General features: G+C 75.3%; 5 protein-coding genes (1 of these 5 cut by a window edge). All 5 read right to left on the bottom strand.

Features of this window, described 5'->3' with window-relative positions:
- Tightly spaced (each overlapping or abutting the next), the 5 genes in view from AB0Q90_RS29840 to AB0Q90_RS29820 form a layout consistent with a single transcriptional unit that may run on beyond the window.
- Positions 1-695 carry the 5' end (the start) of a beta-ketoacyl synthase N-terminal-like domain-containing protein gene (locus tag AB0Q90_RS29840; RefSeq protein ID WP_363158571.1) on the bottom strand. The gene continues 3,703 nt to the left of window position 1, outside the view, so 695 of the gene's 4,398 nt are visible here — the first part of the coding sequence; its start codon is at positions 693-695; its stop codon lies beyond the left edge, outside the window.
- A complete protein-coding gene (locus tag AB0Q90_RS29835; RefSeq protein WP_363158573.1) occupies positions 692-6,139 on the bottom strand; it encodes a type I polyketide synthase in 5,448 nt (1,815 codons plus the stop codon). The genes AB0Q90_RS29840 and AB0Q90_RS29835 overlap by 4 nt, the downstream gene beginning before the upstream one ends.
- Entirely contained in the window at positions 6,136-12,693 is a 6,558-nt protein-coding gene (locus tag AB0Q90_RS29830; protein ID WP_363158574.1) for a type I polyketide synthase, read from the bottom strand. The genes AB0Q90_RS29835 and AB0Q90_RS29830 overlap by 4 nt, the downstream gene beginning before the upstream one ends.
- Positions 12,690-17,618, bottom strand: a complete 4,929-nt coding sequence (locus tag AB0Q90_RS29825) for a type I polyketide synthase (RefSeq protein WP_363158575.1) — start codon at positions 17,616-17,618, stop codon at positions 12,690-12,692. The genes AB0Q90_RS29830 and AB0Q90_RS29825 overlap by 4 nt, the downstream gene beginning before the upstream one ends.
- On the bottom strand, positions 17,615-20,098 hold the full coding sequence (locus AB0Q90_RS29820) for an acyltransferase domain-containing protein (RefSeq protein ID WP_363158700.1): 2,484 nt from the start codon (positions 20,096-20,098) through the stop codon (positions 17,615-17,617). Before AB0Q90_RS29820 ends, AB0Q90_RS29825 begins: the two co-directional genes overlap by 4 nt.

Here is a 20,098-nt window from a genome sequence, read left to right as displayed (position 1 = left end):
GGTTCGTACAGATAGCCCATCCGGTGCGGCACCTTGACGGTCATGCCGCCCGCCAGGGCCACGTCGCACTCCCCGTTCAGCAGGCTCTGGACGGCGAGATGGACCGCGACCAGGGCGCTGGAGCAGGCGGTCTGGACGCCCAGGCTCGGTCCGCGCAGGTCGAGTGCGTGCGAGACCCGGGTGGCGACGAAGGCGTTGTCGCTGCCGGCCATGAGCGTCAGCAGCTCGGTGTTCATGCCCGCGCCGATCAGCTCGCGCGGGTCGTGCCCGGACAGGGCGTGGTAGGCGAAGTAGGCGTTGCCCGAGCAGGTGCCGTAGACGCCGATGTCGCCGTCGTGGCGTGCCGGGTCCAGGGCCGCGTCCTCCAGGGCGTGCCAGCAGGTCTCCAGGAACAGCCGGTGCTGCGGATCCAGTTCGCGCGCGGCCTTCGCGGTGTAGCCGAAGAAGTCGGCGTCGAACTCGTCGAAGCCGTCGAGCGGGGCGGCCCGCTTGACGTAGTCGGGGTGGGCGAGGAGTGCGTCGGGGACGCCCTGGGCGCGCAGTTCCTCGTCGTCGAGGTCCACGACGGACTCCCGCCCGGCGCAGAGGTTGTCCCAGAACTCGGCCACCGTGCGGGCGCCCGGGAACCGGCCCGCCATGCCGATCACCGCGACGGCCCCCTCGTCGGGCCCCGGCTCCTGGTCGTCGGCCGTCATCCGTCCTTCCTCCTGTCCTGTCGCCGTCCGCGCCGGGCGGCACGTGCGCGCGCCTTCTCGGCGATCCGGGCGGTGCCGTCGTCGGCCGCCGCATCCGCCGGGTCCGTGCCGCCCGGCAGGCCGCGTACGACCTCCTGGGTGAGCCGGTCCACGCTCGCGCCCTGGAGCAGCACGGCGACCGGCAGGGCGAGGCCGAAGTCGCGCTGCACCGCGTTCTTGATGCGGACGGCCATGAGAGAGTCGAGGCCGAGGCGGACCAGCGGCCGGGCCGTGTCCAGTTCCCCGGCCGGCATGCCGAGCGTCCGGCCGACGACCCGGGTCAGCCGGCCCTGCACGGTGTCGGTGAGTTCCTGGCCGGTCAGGCCGCTCAGCGCGCCGGGCCCGGGCCAGTCCCCGGCCGTCTGTTCCTCCTCGCCGCCGGCGAGCAGCGGGGCGAAGAACGAGGAGCCGGTCAGCTCCGGGTAGGTCTCGGCCAGCAGCCTGGTGTGGATGCGGGTGACGCCGGCCCGGGTGCGGCCGTGGGCGAGCAGCCCTTCCAGCGCTTCGATGCCTTCCTGCGGGCGCAGCAGGCCGAACGCGGCGAGTTCGAGGTCGCGGGCGGCGCCGATCTCCGCCCAGCCGCCCCAGTTGACGGAGAGGGCGGGCAGGCCGTCCGCCGCGCGCCACCGGGCCAGGCCGTCGAGCCAGGCGCTGGCGGCCGCGTAGTTGCCCTGGCCACCGGCGCCGAGCAGGGAGGCGATCGAGGAGTAGCCGGTCCACCAGTCGAGTTCCAGTCCGGCGGTGGCCTCGTGCAGCCGCCAGGCCCCGACGGCCTTGGGCCGCCAGACCCGGTCCAGGCGTTCGGCGGTGAGTCCGGCGACCACTCCGTCGTCGAGGGCCGCCGCCGAGTGGACCACGCCGCGCAGCACGCAGCCGCTGTCGCGCACGGCGTCCACGAGCCGCTGTGCGATGCCGGGCTCCGCGATGTCACCGCGTACGACGACGACCCGGGCCCCGCTGGCGCGCATCCGCCCGATCGCCTCCTCGGCCTCCGGCGTCGGCCGGGAGCGGGCGTTGAGGGCGACGCAGCCCGCGCCGCGCTCGACCAGCACGCCGGCGGTGTACAGGCCGAGGCCGCTCAGGCCGCCGCTGACGACGTAGCCGCCGCCCTCGCGGACGAAGGAGACCGTGGGGTCGGCCGCGGGCAGGGTCGTCGCGGTGAGCCGGGCGAGCCGGCGCTCACCGGCACGCCAGGCGACCTCGTCGTCCTGGGCGCCGGAGCCCACCTCGGCGGCCACCTCGGTCAGTTCGCGGGAGGCCGGGTCCAGGTCGAGGAGGGTGGGCCGCAGTTCGGGGTGCTCGAACACCAGACTCCGGGCGAGGCCACGCAGTGCGACCTGGGCGAGGTCGGGCCGCTCTCCGTCGGTCACGCACTGCGCGCCCCGGGTCAGCAGCCACAGGCGCGGCGGGGCCACCCCCCGTGCCGTGCGCTCGGCCAGTCCGGCGACCACCTGTGCCACGGCGAGCACCCGGGCCGCGCCCTCGGCGAGCGTGTCCTCGCCCACGGCCTCGGTGGCGGCGTCGGCGAGGAACAGCACGTCGGTGTACGGGGTGTCCTCGGCGAGGGCGCCGGTCACCGTCGCGGGGTCGCGCCAGTCGGCGTGGGCGACGGCGTGTCCCGCCGCGGCGAGGGAGGCGACGGCTGCCGCGGGGTCCGCCCCGCGCGTGCCGCCGTCGTGGAGCGCGAGCCAGTGCACCGGCCGGGGCTCGCCCGACGGTTCGGGCAGCGGCGCGGGCTGCCAGCTCTGTTCGTAGAGCTTGTCGTGCAGGGACACCGGCAGGGCGGCCTCGTCGATCTGCCGGAAGTACAGGCCGTCGAGGTCGGCGACCGGGCCGCCCTGCGCGTCGAGCAGGCGCAGCCGCGCCAGGTAGCCCGCGTCCCCGGGCGCGGCCCGGACTTCGGCGTGGCAGTAGGTGACGGTGCCGAAGTCGCCGTGGATCTCCAGGCGTTCGAGGCCGGCGGGCAGGTAGTGGCGGCCGGGCACCTCCGGCACGCCCGCCACCGCGCTGTGCAGACAGGCGTCGAGGAAGGCGGGGTGGACCTGGTAGTGCGGGTTGCGGGTGGCGGCCTTCGGCCACTCGACGCGGCACAGGGTGGAGGCGACGAGCCCGTCGCCGGGTTCCCTTGCGGGCAGGCGCAGTTCGACGAGTCCGGCGAACGCGGGCCCGTGGAACTGCCCGAAGCGGCGCATCCGCGCATAGACCTCGGCGGGGTCGCCGAACCGGGGGTGGTCGGCCATGAGGGCGGAGAGGGTGGGTGCGGGCTCGGTGGGGTGCGGCTCGCCCGGCCGGACCCGGGCCGTCGCGTGGACGACGCGGGCGCCGGCCGTGGAGGAGGTGGCGATCTCGACGACCGCACTGCCGTCGTCCTGCCGGGTGAACTCGGTGGTGATCTGCGAGGGTTGGTTCAGTACGAGGAGCTGCTGGTACTCGATGTCCGTCACCCGCAACGCGTCCGCGGTGGTGCCGTACGCCGTGCAGGCCGCGGCCAGCGCCATCTCGCAGTAGCCGGTGCCGGGCATCACGACGAGGTCGCGTGAGCTGTGGTCGGCGAGCCACGGCAGCCGGTCCAGGCTCACCGTGGACTGCCAGATGTGCCGGGCCGGGGTGCCGGGCAGCCGGATGTGCGTGCCCAGGAGCGGATGCTCGCCCCCGCCGACGGCCGGGCCGCGGCGCTCCCCCTCGCGCAGCCAGTACTGCCGGTGCTGCCAGGCGTTGGCCGGCGCGTCCACAGGGCGGCCCGCCGGGTGCGCCAGCTCGCGGTCCAACGGGGCGCCGTGGCAGTGGAGTTGACCCAGGTGGGTGAGGAAGGTGGTGACCTCCGGGAGGGCGCGGCGCAGGGTCGGTACGACCACGGCGTCGTCGATCCCGGCGTCGTCGAGGGTCTCGGTGACCGACTGGGCGACGATCGGGTGCGGGGAGACCTCGACGAACACCCGCAGCCCGTCCTGGGCGGCCGCCTGGACGGCCTGGGTGAACCGCACGGGGTTGCGCAGGTTGGCCGCCCAGTAGTCGGCGTCGCAGGCGGGCACGGTGTGCGGGTCGGGGTGGGCGGTGGAGTAGAAGGTGACCCGGGGCCGGGCCGGGTCGAGGCCGCTGAGCCGTTCGCGCAGTTCCGGCAGCAGCGGGTCGACCTGCGGGCTGTGCCCGGCTCCGTCGGCACCCTTGATCCGCTTGGCCAGCAGCCCTTCCGCCTGCCAGGCGGCGACCAGTTCCTCGATGGCGTCCACGGCGCCGGACACCACCGTGGAGCGGGGCGAGGCGCTGACGGCGACGGACACCGAGGGGTGGTCGGACAGGCGTCGGGCGGCCTCCTCCATGGGCAGTTCGACCAGCGCCATGGTGCCCTTGCCCTTGAGGCCGCGGCTCATCACGTCGAGCCGGCGGCACATCACGCGTGCGCCGTCCTCCGGTGCGAGCGCCCCGCTGACCACCGCGGCGGCGACCTCGCCCATGGAGTGGCCGAGGACCGCGGCCGGACGGGCGCCGTGGGCACGCCACACCTCGGCCAGACCCACCTGCATCGCGAAGAGGGCGATCTGGGTGCGGACCGGGTCGGCGTAGTCGCCGGCGGCGATCGTCTCCCGCAGGGAGATGCCGGACTCCTCGGCCACCACCGGTTCGAGCCGGTCCAGGATCCGGGCGAACTCCGGCTCCTGCACGAGGAGTTCGCGGCCCATGCCGGACCACTGGGAGCCGTGTCCGGAGAAGACCCAGACCGCGCCGGCGGCCGCCGCGGGCAGCACGGATCCGACGGGGTTCGGGCCGTCCTCGTCGGCCGTCAGGGACTTCAGGCCGAGCGCCAGGATGTCCGGGGTGTCGGCGACGACCACCGCGCGTTCGGGGAGGTGGGAGCGGCGCCGACCCAGGGTGTGGGCCAGGTCGCGCAGCGAGGTTCCGTCGTTTCCGCGCAGCCACTCGGCCAGCCGCTCGGCGTTGGCGCGCAGCCCGCGCGGGGAGGCGCCCGACACCGGGATCAGATACGGGCGCGGCTCCGGTTCCGGCTCGGGTTCCGGGCCCGCGGGGGCCTGTTCGAGGACGAGGTGGGCGTTGGTGCCGCCCATGCCGAAGGAGGACACGGCGGCCAGCCGCGGCCCCGCCGTGGTGACCGGCCAGTCGGTGAGCCCGGTCGGCACGAACAGCCGGGTTCCGTCCAGGTCGATCTCCGGATTGAGGCGCCGAAAGTGGACGTTGGGCGGGATCCGGCCGTGCTGGAGGCACAGCACCGTCTTGATCAGGCCGAGGACCCCGGCCGCCTCCTCGCAGTGGCCCATGTTGGTCTTGGCCGCGCCGAGGGCACAACGGCCCTGTCCCGAGCGCCCGTAGACCTCGCCGATCGCCGTCACCTCGATCGGGTCCCCGATCGGTGTGCCGGTGCCGTGGGTCTCCACCATCCCCACGTCGCCCGCGCGGACCCCGGCCCGCCCGACCGCCTCGGCGAGGACGGCCCGCTGGGCCTCCACGGAGGGCGAGGTGAGGGCGTTCGACAGGCCGTCCTGGTTGACCGCGCTGCCCCGGATCACGGCCCGTACCGGGTCGCCGTCGCGCAGCGCGTCGGAGAGCCGCTTCAGTACGACGACTCCGCAGCCCTCGGCGCGTACGAAGCCCGCGGCGTCGGCGTCGAAGGCCTTGCAGTGGCCGTCCGGGTCGGTGATCCCGCCCTTGTACAGCGCGACGGTGGTCAGCGGCGAGCTGATCACGTGCACCCCGCCGGCCAGCGCCACGTCCGTGTCGCCGCTGCGCAGGCTCTGGCAGGCCAGGTGGACCGCCACCAGCGAGGAGGAGCACGCCGTGTCGACGGCGATCGACGGCCCGCGCAGGTCCAGCAGGTACGACAGCCGGCCCACGGCGGTGCTGTGGGAGCCGCCGGTCACGGTGTGGGCGTCGTCCAGGCCCTCCGGGTCCAGCAGCCGCTCGATGAGGTAGTCGGGGGCGGCGATCCCGACGTAGACGCCGGTGCGGCTGCCGCGCAGGCGTTCCGGGGCGGTGCCGGAGTGCTCCAGCGCCTCCCAGGCCACCTCCAGCAGCAGCCGCTGCTGCGGGTCCATGGCCAGCGCCTCGCGGGGCGCGATGCCGAAGAACTCGGCGTCGAAGCCGGCGGCGTCGTCGAGGAAGCCGCCCCGTACGTGCGGCATCCGGCCGGGCATGTCCGGGTCCGGGGAGTAGAACGCGTCGATGTCCCAGCGCCCGTCGGGGATGCGGGTGACCGCGTCGCGGCCCTCGGCCAGCAGGTCCCACAGCCGCTCGGGGGTGTCGGCGCCGCCGGGGTAGCGGCAGCCCAGGCCCACCACCGCGACGGGCTCCTCGGCGCCGGGCCGGTCCTCGGCACCGCCGGTGAGCTCGCGGGCCAGCGCGGCCCGCGCCTTCGGTGAGAGCTTGCCTATGAGTGCGGCCAGGTCGGTCATCGCGGGCCCTCCTCGTCAGCGTCCGTGCCGTCCGCCGGTTCGACCGCGGCCAGGATCTGCGCCAGCAATGCGGCGTCCGCGTCGTCGTCCGTGTCGTCGCCGGTGCCGGGGTCCGGCTCCGCGGGGGGTTTGGGTTCGGGTTCGGGTTCGGCCTCGATGCCCAGCCGTCCGGCGAGGTCGTCGGCGAGGGAGGCCAGGTCCGGGTGGGCCCAGACGAGCGTCGCGGACAGTTTCAGGCCCGTTCCGCCCTCCAGCCGGTTGCGCAGCTCCAGGGCCATCAGGGAGTCGAACCGGAAGGTGGACATCGGTGCCCGCAGGTCGACCGTGCTCTCGCTGCGCCGCAGCACACCGCACACCTGCTCTACGAGGTAGGCGGCGACGAGCTGCCGGGCCCGCTGCGGCGACGGCGCCTCGGCGATCCGGGTCAGCAGCGGCGCCCCCGCCTGCCCGTCCTGCTCGGCGGCGTCCCGGGTGCGGGCGTAGACGGACGAGGCGCGTACCGCCGGATGGCCGCTGAACCACTCGTCCCGGCCGAAGGCGACGAACGCCGCCTGTGTGCGCCCGCCGGAGATCAGCGCCTCCAACGCCGCCATGCCGTCCTCGGGTTCGATGAGGCGGTAGCCGCGCGCGTCCAGGTTCCGGGCCAGTCCGATCCGGGCCCAGGGGCCCCAGTCGACGGTCAGGGCGGGCAGGCCGTGGGCCCGGCGCCAGTGGGCCAGGCCGTCGAGCCAGGCGCCGGCCGCCGCGTACCCGGCCTGTCCGGCGTTGCCGAACACGGCAGCGGTGGAGGAGAACCCCGCCCACCAGTCCAGGTCCCGGCCCTCGGTGGCCTCGTGCAGTCGCCATGCCCCGAGTGCCTTGGGGCGCCAGACCCGTTCCAGCCGTTCGGCGTCCAGGCCGGCCAGCGCGCAGTCGTCCAGCACCACCGCCGCGTGGACCACCCCGCGCAGGGTGGCGCCGGTGCGCTCGACCGCGTCGACGAGCCGCTCCGCGGTGTCCGGTGCGGCGATGTCCCCGCGGACGACGACCACCTCCGCCCCGGCCCCGCGCATCCGCTCGATGGCCTCCTCGGCCCGATCGGTGGGCGCCGAGCGGCCGTTGAGCACCACGCAGCGCGCCCCGAGGTCCACCAGATGCCCGGCGGTGTGCAGGCCGAGTCCGGTCAGTCCGCCGGTGACGATGTAGCCGCCGTCCTCGCGGACCACGGGCACGGCGGCCTCGGGGGTGGTGACCTGGGCCTCCCCCGTCTCGGGGACGGTGATGACGAGCTTGCCGGTGTGCTCGGCGCCCGCCATCGTGCGGAAGGCTTCGGCGGCCTCCTCCAGCGGCCACCGCGTGTACGGCAGCGGGGCGAGGCGGCCCGCCGCGAGCTCCGCGAAGACCTCGTCGAGGACCTGCCGGAACACGGCGGGGCGGGTGCGGGCGAGCAGGTCGGCGTCGACCGCGCCGAAGGTGATGCCGCGGCTGAAGGAGAGCAGTCCGAGGCGCATGTCGTCGTGGATGTCGCGCTTGCCGAGCTCGACGAACCGGCCGTGCTCGGCCAGGATCTCGACGCCGCGGCGCAGCGCCGGGCCGGTCAGCGAGTTCAGCACGATGTCCGCGCCGCGGCCGTCCGTGGCGGCCAGCACGTCGTCCGCCCAGTCGAGGCTGCGCGAGTCCGACACATGCCGTATGCCCATGTCCCGCAGCAGCCGGCGCTTCTCCGGGGTGCCGGCGGTGGCGTGCACCTCCGCTCCCGCGGCCCGGGCGATGGCGATCGCGGCCATGCCGACGCCGCCGGTCGCGGAGTGGACGAGGACATGGTCTCCGGCCGCGATGCGCGCGATGTGCCGCAGCCCGTACCAGGCCGTGCCGAACACCGAGGGCACGGTGGCCGCCTGCTCCGGGGTCATGCCCTCGGGGAGCCGGGTGACGAGGTGGGCGCGGGTGGTCATGAACGAGGCGAAGCAGCCCCAGCCGGAGGCGACGACCAGGTCCCCGGCCGCGAAGTCCGTCACGTCCGGGCCGACCGCGCTGACCCGCCCGGCGCACTCGGTGCCCAGCAGCGGCTCGGGTTCACCGGCGCGGACGGGGTAGACGCCGAGCGCCTTGAGCGTGTCGCTGAAGTTGAGTCCGGCGGCCGCGACCTGGATCTCCACCTCGCCGGGCCCCGGCGGGCGGCGGTCGAAGGCCCGTAGCTCCAGCGCGTCGAGGCGGCCGGGCCTGCGGGTGGCCAGCCGGAAGCCGTCCTGGCCGTAGCGGGCGGTGCGGCGCGGCGGCGGGCGGTCGGGGTCGTGCAGCGGGGCGGGTGTGAAGCGCGTGAGGTGGCGCTGCCCGTCGCGGTGGACGATGTCGTCCTGCCCGGGGTCGCCGAGCAGTTCCTGGAGCAGGGCGTCCGGGTCGGCGCCGCGCGGGTCGAGGTCGAGCAACGTCGTGCGCAGCGCGGGGTGTTCGAAGCCGAGCGTCCTGGCCAGGCCCCGCAGCCCGCTCTGCGCGAGCGCCACGGGGTCCCCGGGCCGCACCGCGTGCGCCCCGCAGGTCACGACCCACAGCCGCGGGCGGTCCCCGGCCTCTTCCAGGGCGGAGTCCAGGCCGTTGACCAGCTCGGCCAGACGGAGGACTCGGAGCCGGGCGCTCTCCACAACGGTGGGGATGTCGTCCTGTGGGGGCATCAGCACCACGACCCCCCTCGGCGCCGCCCCCACGGCGGCCAGTGCGCCGGTGAGGGATTCCGGCCCGGCCGCCGAGTCCAGCAGCAGGCAGGTCTCACCGGCCGCGGTGAGACCGCTGCGCAGATGTTCGGCGAGCGGGATGCTGCCGGGCTCGGTGACCAGGAGCCAGCTGCCGCCGGCCGGCCGGGAGGCGGGCGCGAGCGGGGGCGCGGGCTCCCAGGTCAGCTCGTACATGCGGTCGTCCAGCGGATGCCGGTCGGCGGCCCGGGACACGTCGGTGACCTCGACTCCCCGGGCGGAGACCAGCACGCGGCCCTCGTCGTCGAGGAGTTCGACGTCCCCGAGGAGCCCGGCGCCGTCCGCGACCGGGGTCAGCCGGCTGACGACCAGGTGTCCGTCGGCGGGGTCGGCCCAGCGGCGCAGTGAGCGGACGGCGACCGGCAGGAGGGCGCCGGGCCCGTCGTCCGTGGGCGGCTCGGCGGCGGGCACGGCGCCGAGGAGCTGCATGCACAGGTCGAGCAGGACGGGGTGCAGATGTGCCTGGCGCAGCCCGACCGCGGCCTGTTGCGGTACGTCGATCCGGCCCAGCGCGGCGCCGGTTCCGTCGTCGCCGAGGCGGACGGACCGCACGCCCTGGAAGGCGGGGCCGTGCTGCTGTCCGGCGGCGCGCATCCACGCGTAGAGCCGCTCCGGCTCCAGCGGGCGCGGGTGCCGGGACTCCAGTGCGGCCACGTCCTGCGGCGGCGGGCGTTCGGTGTCCGCGGCGACCCGGGCCCCGGCGGTGGCGTGGGTGACCCAGGCGCCGGTGTGGTCGCGGGTGCGGATCTCGATCCGGCCGGTGCCGGGCCCCTCTTCGGTCAGGACGGTGCTGACGGTGACCGTGCCGTCGACGACGAGCAGCGCCCGGTAGGCGATGTCGTGCAGTTCGACGGTGTCGGGCGGTGCCCCGAGGGCCTCGCTCGCGGCGGCGAGGGCCGCCTCGCAGTAGGCGGTGCCGGGCACGACGACGCTGCCGGCGACCTGGTGGTCGGCGAGCCAGGGCAGCCGTCGTTCGGACAGCTGTGTCTGCCACAGGTGCTGGACGGGTGAGCCCGGGACGACGACATGGCTGCCGAGCAGCGGGTGCGTGCCCGGTTCCGCCGCCGCGCCACCGCTTTCGTCGAAGGTGTCGAACCAGAACCGCTCGTGCTGCCAGGCGTAGGCGGGCAGGTCCGTCAACTCGCCGTAGGGGTGCAGGCGTTCGAGGTCCACCGGTACGCCGTGGCTGTGCAGGACGCCGAGTGCGGACAGCAGTGCGTGCCGGGCCGGTTCGCCGCGGCGCAGGCAGCCGGTGACGAGGAGGTCGTCGATTCCGGCGTCCTGGAGCGTCTCGCCGATGGAGTGGGTGACGACCGGGTGCGGGGAGACCTCGACGAAGACCCGGAAGCCGTCCTCGGCGGCGGCCGCGACGGTCTGGCTGAAGCGCACCGGGTTGCGCATGTTCGCGACCCAGTAGTCGGCGTCGCAGGCGGGGGTGGTGCGGGGGTCGGGCAGGGCGGTGGAGTAGAAGGTGGTGCGGGGCTCGGCCGGGGCGAGGTCGGCGAGCAGGTCGCGGAGCTCGGGCAGCAGCGGGTCGACGTGCGGGGTGTGGGCGGCGACGGTGACGCCGGGGACCGGGCGGGCCAGCAGGCCCTCGGCCCGCCACTGCTCGACCAGCGGCATCACGTCCTCGGCAACGCCACCCACCACGGTGGAGCGCGGCGACGCGCTCACGGCGACCGTCACTCCCTCGATGCCGGCCAGCCGTTCCTCGACCTCGTCGGCGGGGAGTTCGACCAGCGCGATCATTCCGCCCCCGGAGCGCTCGCCGAACAGCCGGGAGCGGCGGCAGATGACCCGGGCGCCGTCCTCAAGGCCGAGCGCTCCGCTGACCACGGCCGCGGCCGCCTCGCCCATGGAGTGGCCGAGGACCGCGGCGGGTTCCAGGCCGCGCGAGCGCCATACGGCGGCGAGGCCGACCTGGAGGGCGAACACGGCGGGCTGGACGTGCTGCATCGGGGCCCGGCTCAGGTCCCGTTCGGTGATCAGCTCCCGCAGTCCGATGCCGGTCTCGGCCCGCACGACGGGTTCGAGGGTGTCGATGACGGCGGCGAACTCCGGTTCGGCGGCGAGCAGTTCGCGGCCCATGCCGGTCCACTGGGAGCCCTGGCCGGAGAAGACCCAGACCGCTCCGGCGCCGGCCGACGGCAGGACGCGGGTCCCGGCCCGTTCCTCGTCGGCCAGCGCGGTCAGGCTCTCGCGCAGGCCGTCGGCGGTGTCGGCGACCAGTGCGGCCCGCACGTCCAGGTGGGTGCGGCGCCGCCCAAGGGTGTGCGCGATGTCCGCCAGTGGTACGTCGCCGTGGTCGGCGAGCCATTCGGCGAGGCGCCCGGCGTTGGCCCGCAGGCCGCGGGCGTCGGCGCCGGAGAGCTGGCACAGCCAGGGCCCGTCCTTCTCGGCGGGCCGCGCCTCCTCGGGTACCGCGGCCTCCTCGACGACGACATGGGCGTTCGTACCGCTGATCCCGAAGGCGCTGACGCCGGCCCGGCCCGGCCTGTCCCGCTCCGGCCAGGGCAGGCCGTCGCCGGCGAGGGCGATGCGGGCCGCCCGCTCGCTGATCCTCGGGGTCTTCTCCGCCAGGTGGAGGTGGGCGGGGATACGGCGGTGGCGCAGCGCCAGGACCGTCTTGATCAGGCCGGCCACCCCGGCGGCCGCCTCGGTGTGCCCGATGTTGGTCTTGACCGAGCCGACGACCAGGGGGTGGTCGGGGTCCCGGTCCGGGACGAACACGTCGGCCAGCGCCTCCAGTTCGATGGGGTCGCCGAGCGGGGTTCCGGTGCCGTGGCCCTCGATGTAGTCGATGTCGTGCGGGGAGAGGCCGGACCGCTCCAACGCGGCCCGGATCGCGGCGCGTTGGGCAAGTCCGTTGGGCACGGTCAGGCCGCTGCTGGCGCCGTCCTGGTTGACCACGGTGCCGCGGACCACGGCGAGCACCCGGTCCCCGTCGCGTTCGGCGTCGGCCAGCCGCTTGAGGACGACGACGCCGCAGCCCTCGCCGCGGCCGAGGCCGTCGGCGGAGGCGTCGTAGGCCTTGCAGCGGCCGTCCGGGGAGAGCGTGCCGAAGCGGGACAGGGAGATGCTCGACTCGGGCATCAGCATCAGATTGGTGCCGGCGGCCAGGGCCAGGTCGGCGTCGCCGGTGCGCAGGCTCTGGCAGGCCAGGTGGACGGCCGTCAGCGAGGAGGAGCAGGCGGTGTCGACCGCGAGGGCCGGTCCCTGGAGCCCCAAGTGGTAGGCGATGCGCCCGGCCGCCGGGTTGTGCACGCTGCCGGTGACCGTGTAGGCGTCCACGTCCTGCGGGGCGAGCGCGCCGAAGTGCCGTACGCCGTACTCGTGCAGGGTGATGCCGACGAAGACGCCGCCGCGGGTGCCGTGCAGCCGGTCGGCGGGCAGCCCGGCATGTTCGAGCGCCTCCCAGGTCACTTCCATGAGCAGCCGCTGCTGCGGGTCCATGGCGTCGGCCTCGCGCGGGGTGATGCCGAAGAACGCCGCGTCGAACGACTCCGGTTCCCAGTGCGTGAGGAAGCCCCCGCTCGCGGACCGGATCGTGCCGGGCACGGTGAAGTCGTCGCACAGGAACGCGGCGGCGTCCCAGCGGGCCGCCGGGACCTCGACGACGGCGTCGCGGCCCTCGGCGAGCAGCCGCCAGTAGGCGTCGGGGCCGTCGACGCCGCCGGGCAGCCGGCAGCCGATGCCGATGACCGCGACCGGCTCGGTGAGCCGTCCCTCGGCCTTGAGCGCCCTGCGCTCCAACTGGTCGATGGTCTCCAGTGCGCGCTGGAGGACGGCTCGCCGGTCTCCCTCGTGGTTGTCCGTACCCGTCACAGGGGACCCAGTCTTTCCGTGAGGCGGCGGATGAGTTCGTCCTCCGAGAGGTCCTCGGCGGGGGTGTCCTGCGCCGCGGGAGCGGTCTCGGGGGGTGTGGTGCCGGGGGTGGCGATCTCGGCCGGGTCGTCGGTGAGTTCCTCCAGGAGGTACTCCGTCAGTGCTTCGACCGTCGGGTAGTTGAAGACCGCGGCGGCGGGGATGTCGTGGCCGAGGTCGCGGGCGAGCTGGGCCTGGGTCCGGCTCGCGGTCAGGGAGTCCATGCCGATCTGGAAGAACCGCTGGTCGGTGCCGAGCCTGCTCGGCGAGTCGAAGCCGAGCAGGCCGGCCACGGTGGCCCGGACGAACTCCTGGAGCAGCCGGGCCCGGGCGGCGCCGGTGGCGGCGAGCACGCGGGCGGCCTCCTGGCCGGGTGCCGACGGTCGGTGCGTGGGCTTGCGTTCGGGTGCGACCTCGTCGATCAGGTGCAGGGCGATGCGGGAGCGGTAGGCGTCGGCGAGGACCGGCCAGTCGACGGCGGCGATGACGGCGTGCGTGCCGTCGTCGAACAGGAGGGAGTCCAGGGCGCGGACGGCGGTGGTGTCGGGCATGGGGCGCAGGCCGGAGGCGGCCATCAGGTCGCTGTAGTGGACCTGCCCGAACGCCTCTCCCCAGATGCCCCAGTCGATCACCAGGGCCGGCTGTCCCAGGGCACGGCGGTGCCGGGCGAGGGAGTCCAGGAAGTAGTTGGCGGCGGCGTAGTGGGTCAGTCCGCGGGCGCCGAGCAGGGCCGCCGTGGAGGAGAACAGCACGAAGTGCCGTACCTCGTGGCCCGCGGACAGCCGGTGCAGCAGGACGGAGCCGTCGACCTTCGGCCGGAGCATCAGCGCGATGTCCTCGTCCGTGAGGTCGGCCAGCTCGGTGTAGCCGCCGGCCATCGCCGCGTTGAAGACGCCGTGCAGCGGGGGCAGATCGGCCCCGAAGCGGGCGAACAGCGCGGTCATGGCGGTCCCGTCGGCCACGTCGGCCCTGACCTCGGTGACCGCCGTTCCCCCGGCCCGCAGGCGGGCTGCGGTGTCGGCGGCGGGTCCGGTCAGTTCCCGCCGGGTGAGCAGTACGAGGTGGCGGGCGCCCAGGGTGGCCAGGCGGTCGATCAGGCTGGGCCCGATGGAGCCGCTCGCGCCGACGACCAGGTGGCAGCCGTCGGGGCCCAGCGTGCCGCTCGGGCCGTCGTCGAGTTTGCCGCGGACGAGGCGGGTGACGTGGCGCCGGCCGGCGCGGAAGGCGACCTGGTCCTCGCCGTCGGATCGGGTGGCCTCGGCGAGCAGCAGCCGGGCCGCTTCGGCCGGGTCGGTGTCGTCGAGGTCGGTCAGGCCGCCCCAGACCTCGGTGAGTTCGACGGCGAGTCCCCGGCCCAGGCCCCACAGGACCGCCTGGGCGGGGGCCACGCGGGGTTCGTCGCCGACGGTCTGCGCGTAGCGGGTGACCAGGTGCAGCCGGGGGCGGCCGTGTCCCCGGACGGCGAGCAGGCGGGCCAGCCGCAGCAGGCCCACGGTGAGCCGGCGTGCCCACACCGGCGACTCGGGCTCGTCCGGCGGGGTGTCGAGGGCGGCGCAGTACAGGACGTGGTCGACGGCGTCGAGTGCGGGCAGCCGCTGTGCCAGCTCCTGGGGCGGCAGGTCGAGGAGGTCGCCCGCGGGTACGGAGACGGCCGTGCCGCCGCGGGACTCTACGAGGTCGCGGACGCTGTCGCCGAGGCCCGCGCCGTCGACGACGAGCCACCGGCCGGGGGCGCGGTCGCGGCCTTCGGGCAGCGGGCGGGCCCGCCACTCCGTGCGGTAGACCCAGTCGGCGGGCACGCCGCCGCGCCCGTCCTCGGCCAGTTCGGCGTCGGCGAGGAGGTGCCAGGTGCCGTCCTGTGCGCGCCAGTGCAGCCGCCACTCGGCGGTGAGCGGGCCGGTGCGCCGCACGGTGGTCTGCAGCCGGATCACGGCTCCCGCGGGGGGCGTGTCCCGCAGGGCGAAGTCGGTGATGCCGGACGGGTCGAGTCCGGTGGCCCGGGCGGCGGCCCAGGCGTTCTCCAGGCAGGCGTCGTGGTCCACTGGGGTGGTGGGGCCGGCCGGCCGCTCCCATACGCGGGCGTCGGGGAAGGCGGCGAGTTCGGCCGGGACGCCCAACGGCCCGTCTGCGGTGCGTCGCTGCGCCACGGCTCCCGCAGGGACGCCGGCCCGCCAGTGCCGGCGGCGCTGGAAGGCCGTGGTGGGCAGGCCGGTCGGTCCGCCGTGCGGATGGACCCGGGTCCAGTCGAGCTCCACTCCGTGGCAGTGCAGGGTGCCCAACTGCTCCAGCAGGGTGGCGCGTTGCGGTTCGTCGCGGCGGAGCGAGGCGACGACCACGGCGTCGTCGGCGCCCGCCGAGTCCAGTGTGCGCCGCAGGGTGCGGGCGACGACCGGGTGCGGCGAGATCTCGGCGAACAGCCGGTGGCCGTCGGCCGCCGCAGCGGCGACGGCGGCGCCGAACCGGACGGGGTTGCGCAGGTTGGCCACCCAGTGGCCGGTGTCCAGCGGGCCGGTGTGCCGGCCGCCGCCGTAGGTGCTGCTGTAGAAGGGAAGGTCGGGCTCGCTCCACGGCAACTCGGCGATCGCGTCCCGCAGTTGTGCGCACAGCGGGTCCATGGCCGGGCTGTGGAAGGCCACGTCGGAGGCGAGTCTGCGTACGTTGATCCCGGCGGCCGTCGCGTCGGCGACCAGGGCGTCCACGGCGTCCGGCGGTCCGGAGACCACGGTGGAGTCGGGTGCGGCGAGGATGGCGGCCGACAGTCCTTCGCGTCCGGCGAGCAGCCGTTCGGTGGCGTCGGCGTCGAGATCCAGCGCGGCCATCGCGCCGTGTCCGGCCACCGCCCGCAGCAGCAGTGACCTGCGGCAGATCAGCCGGGCGCCGTCGGTGCGGGTCAGTGCCCCGGCGACGACGGCGGCGGCGATCTCGCCCATGGAGTGGCCGATCACCGCGGACGGCCGGACGCCGTGCGCCCGCCAGACCTCGGCCAGGGCGACCTGGAGGGCGAAGAGCAGGGGCTGGACCCGGTCGGCGGGAGCCGTGCGCAGGTCCTCGCGCAGCGCCGCCCGCAGGGAGGTGCCGGTCTCCTCGGCGTAGACGGGGTCGAGTTCGTCGACGACGCGGGCGAACGCCGGGTCGTGCGCGAGCAGTTCGGCGCCCATGCCGGTCCACTGCGAGCCGTGGCCGGAGAACACCCACACAACGCCCCGGTCGGCGGCCCGGGACACCGTGCCCTCGCTGTTGCCGGAGGCGATCTCGCCTGCCAGGAAGCGGTGCAGCCGGTCCAGCAGGGCGGGCCGGTCCCCGGCCACGACGGTCAGCCGGGCGGCGTGGTGGGCGCGGCGCAGGGCGAGGGTGTGGCCGACGTCCGTCAGGGGGGTGTCCGCGCCGGGCCCGGTGAGCCATTCGGCCAGCCGCCGGGCGGCGCCGCGCAGGTGTGCGTCGGTGGCGCCGGACAGCGGGAACAGCAGCGGAGCGTCCGCGGTGGCCGTGGCCGTGGGCGCGGGCGGGGCCTTCCGGGGTGCGGGCGCCTGCTCGACGAGGAGGTGTGCGTTGGTGCCGCCCATGCCGAAGGCCGACACGGCCGCCAGCCGCGGCGGGCCCTCGACCGGCCACGCGGTGTCCTCGGTGGGCACGAACAGGCGGGTGCCGTCGAGGGAGATGTTCGGGTTGAGCTCGGTGAAGTGGAGGTTGCGCGGCACGACGCCCCGCCCGACGGCCAGCACCGTCTTGATCAGGCCGGTGACGCCGGAGACCGCCTCGGAGTGGCCGAGGTTGGTCTTGACCGCGCCGAGGGCGCAGCGACCCGACTGCCCGGCCCCGTACACCTCGGCCAGCGCCTCCACCTCGATGGGGTCGCCGAGTGCGGTGCCGGTGCCGTGCGTCTCGATCATGCCGACGTGGGCGGGGTCGACGCCGGAGCGGGTGAGGGCGTCGCGCAGCAGGTCGCGCTGGGCCGTTCCGGAGGGCGCGGTGAGTCCGTTGGAGCGGCCGTCCTGGTTGACGGCGCTGCCGCGTACGACGGCGAGCACGCGGTCCTGGTCGCGCAGTGCGTCGGAGAGCCGTTTGAGCAGGACCAGGGCGCAGCCCTCGGTGCGGACGATCCCGTCGGCACCGGCGTCGAAGGTGCGGCACCGGCCGCCCTGGGCGAGCAGCCCGTACTCCTCAAGAGAGCGGCTGATGCCGACGTCGAGGATGAGGTTGACCCCGCCGGCCAGCGCGGTGTCGCTCTCGCGCAACCGCAGGCTCTGGCAGGCCAGATGGACGGCCGTGAGGGAGGACGAGCAGGCGCTGTCCACGGCCAGGCAGGGGCCGCGCAGATCGAGGACGTAGGACAGCCGGCCGGCCAGGACGCTGTGCAGGCCGCCGGTCAGGGTGTAGGCGTCCAGGGTCTCGGAGTCGGCGAGGCCGCGTTGCAGGTACTCGTTGTAGTAGGCGCCGACGAACACGCCGGTACGGCTGCCGGCCAGGCGTGCCGGGACGGTGCCCGCGTGTTCCAGCGTCTCCCACGCCACCTCCAGCAGCAGCCGCTGCTGGGGGTCCATGGCCTCCGCCTCGCGCGGTGAGATGCCGAAGAACTCGGCGTCGAAGTGGGCCACGTCGTCGAGGAATCCGCCCCGGTGCAGCCGCTCGCGCACCTGTGCGTCCAGCGCGTCGGTGCCGTCGCCGGGGGTGCGCCGCCCCTCGGGCACCGGTGCCACGACGTCGCGCCCCTCGGCCAGCAGCTGCCACAGGTCGTCCGGCGAGGCGACGCCGCCGGGCAGCCGGCAGCCGATGCCGATCACCGCGACGGGTTCGGCGGCGACGGTCCCGGCCGCCGCGCCGAGCCGTTCGGCAAGGGTCTCGCGCTGCTGCGCGGTGAGCGCGGACAGTCGTTGGCTGATGGTCACAGGGCGTCTCCGTCGCTCTCTATGTCACTCAGGAGCAGTTCGAAGCCCGACGGGCCGGCGGTGTCCTCGGCCGGTGCGGGCTCCGGCGCGGCGGACCGGTCCAGGCGTGCGGCGAGGGCGGGCACGACCTCGTCGACGGTGGGGTGGTTCCACAGCAGCGTGGCCGGGAGCGGGAGGCCGAGGTGTTCGGCGAGACGACGCCTGATCGCCAGCGAGGCGACGGACTCCATGCCGTGTTCGGCCAGGGGCCGCCGGTTGTCCAGCTCTGCCGGTTTCAGGCCGAGTTGGGCGGCCACCAGATCGCGGACCAGGTCCGTCAGCGCCTGGCGCAGCTCGTCGGGGGGCAGCAGCTGCCAGTCGGTCCGCCGCTCGGGTCCGTCCGGCTGCCGCGTCCCGTCCGGGCCGTCGGCTGCCGGGCGCCGCCAGGCACGGGCGGGCAGGTCGACCAGGCGGCCGCCGGGGTGCCGTGCCGTGAGGTCGACGGCCGCGCCGTGGCAGTGCAGGGCACCGAGGTGGGTGAAGACGGTCGACTGCTCGGGGCGGTTGCGCAGCAGTGTGGGGAGCACCACGGCGTCGTCGACGCCGTGCGCGCCGAGTGTCTCCTGCATGGCCTGGGTCACCAGCGGATGGCCGGAGATCTCCAGGAAGATCCGGTGCCCGTCCTCGGCGGCGGCCGCGACCGCGACGTCGAAGCGCACGGTGTTGCGCAGGTTCCCGGCCCAGTACTGCGCGTCGCGCAGCGCGGTGGTGCGCGGGTCGTCGAGCACGGTGGAGTACAGGGGGACCCGGGGCGGGCGGGGGGCGAGTCCGGCCAGCGCCGCCCGTACCTCGTCGAGGAGCGGGTCCATGTGGGGGCTGTGCGGGGCGATGTCGGTGGCCACCGTCCGGACGAACCTGCCCTGCGCCGCCCATGCCGCGGTGAGCTGTTCGACGGCGTCCACGTCGCCGGAGATCACGGTCGTGAGGGACGAGGCCCGGATGCCGACGACCACGTCGGTCCGGTCCCGCAGGGCGGCCTCGACCTCGGCCGGGGGCAGGTCGACCAGCGCCATGGTGCCGGCGCCCGCCGTGCGCGGCAGCAGCGCGGAGCGGCGGCAGACCAGCAGGGCCCCGTCGGCGGGCGACAGGGCGCCCGCCGCCACCGCGGCGGCGATCTCACCGCCGGAGTGCCCGATGACGGCGGCGGGTTCGACGCCGTGGTCGAGCCATACGCGGGACAGCGCGGCCTGCATGGCGAAGCACAGCCCCTGGAGCCGGCCGCCGCGGGCGGCGCCCACGTCCGAGGAGGTCAGCAGCTCCAGCGGGCTGTATCCGCCCTCGGCGCGGAAGACCGGGTCGACCTCCGTCAGGAAGGCGCCGAAGGCGGGCTCGCACTCCAGTAACTCCCGGCCCATTCCGGTCCATTGGGAGCCGTCGCCGGAGAACACCCAGACCGCCTTGCGTGCGGCTGCCCACACGGCGCGGCCCGTGACCACCCCCGGCGCCGACGCGCCCGCGGCCACGGCCCGCAGTCCGGCCTCCAGTTCGCCGCGTTCACGGGCCACGACGACGGCCCGCTCGGGGAGGTGCGCCCGGTGCCGGGCGAGGGTCCAGGCGATGTCCGCCGGGTGCGGCGGCCGGGGGGAGGCGAGCAGTTCGGCCAGCCGTTCGGCGTCGGCCCGCAGTCCGGCGGCCGAGGTGCCCGACAGTGCGCACAGGACGAGCGGCTCGAAGTCCCGTTGCGGCGCGGGGGGTTCGGCGGGAGCGGCCTCGACGCGCACGCGGCCGTCGGGGTGGGTGAGCGTCAGCTCCTCGCGGGCCGCGATCACCCCGACCAGGTCGAGGAGGAGCCCGGGGTCCGGCCCGGCCCCGCCGCTGCCGGGCTCCTGCGCGCTCTCCACGAGGGCCAGCACCCGGTCGCCGTCCCGGCGGGCGGCGTCCGCCTCCCGGAGGACGACCACCGCGCAGCCGCCGGCCGCCGGGTCGTTGACGGCGGCCAGCGCCGTACGGCACTTCTCCCCGCGCAGGCTTTCGGCCGCCAGCTGGAGCGCCGCCCCCGAGGACGGGCAGACGGCGACGGGTGCGCCGTAGGACCCGAGGAGCAGCCACTCGTCGGAGGGGCCGTCCGCGCCGACGAAGACCGCCGTACGGTCCTCCGACACGCGGAGCGGCGGAAGTCCGGCGTGCTCCAGCGCCTCCCAGGCGACCGTCATCAGCAGCTTGTCCGGCGCCGGGAGTTGTTCGGCCTCCTCCTCGGAGAGCCCGAACAGTTCGTGGTCGAACTCGTCCGCACCGGGCCCGCCGCCGGACGGCCGACTGGCCGTACCGATCACTGCCATGGAAAGACCGTCGGGAATTCGCCGCCACCGCTCGGCCATGTTGCTCCCCTGCGTGAGTAATCCGAGCCAAAGGCCCCCGGCCTGGGGTGACCACCATCTTGCTTCAAGTGAGTACGACTGGCCAGCGAATTGGACATATTTGCGTGCGGAAGCGGGTTCGAT

This window comes from Streptomyces sp. NPDC079141 (assembly GCF_040686775.1).
GTDB lineage: Bacteria > Actinomycetota > Actinomycetes > Streptomycetales > Streptomycetaceae > Streptomyces.
The sequence above is the reverse complement of the archived record's forward strand: the minus strand, read 5'-3'. Positions and strand labels throughout refer to the sequence as shown.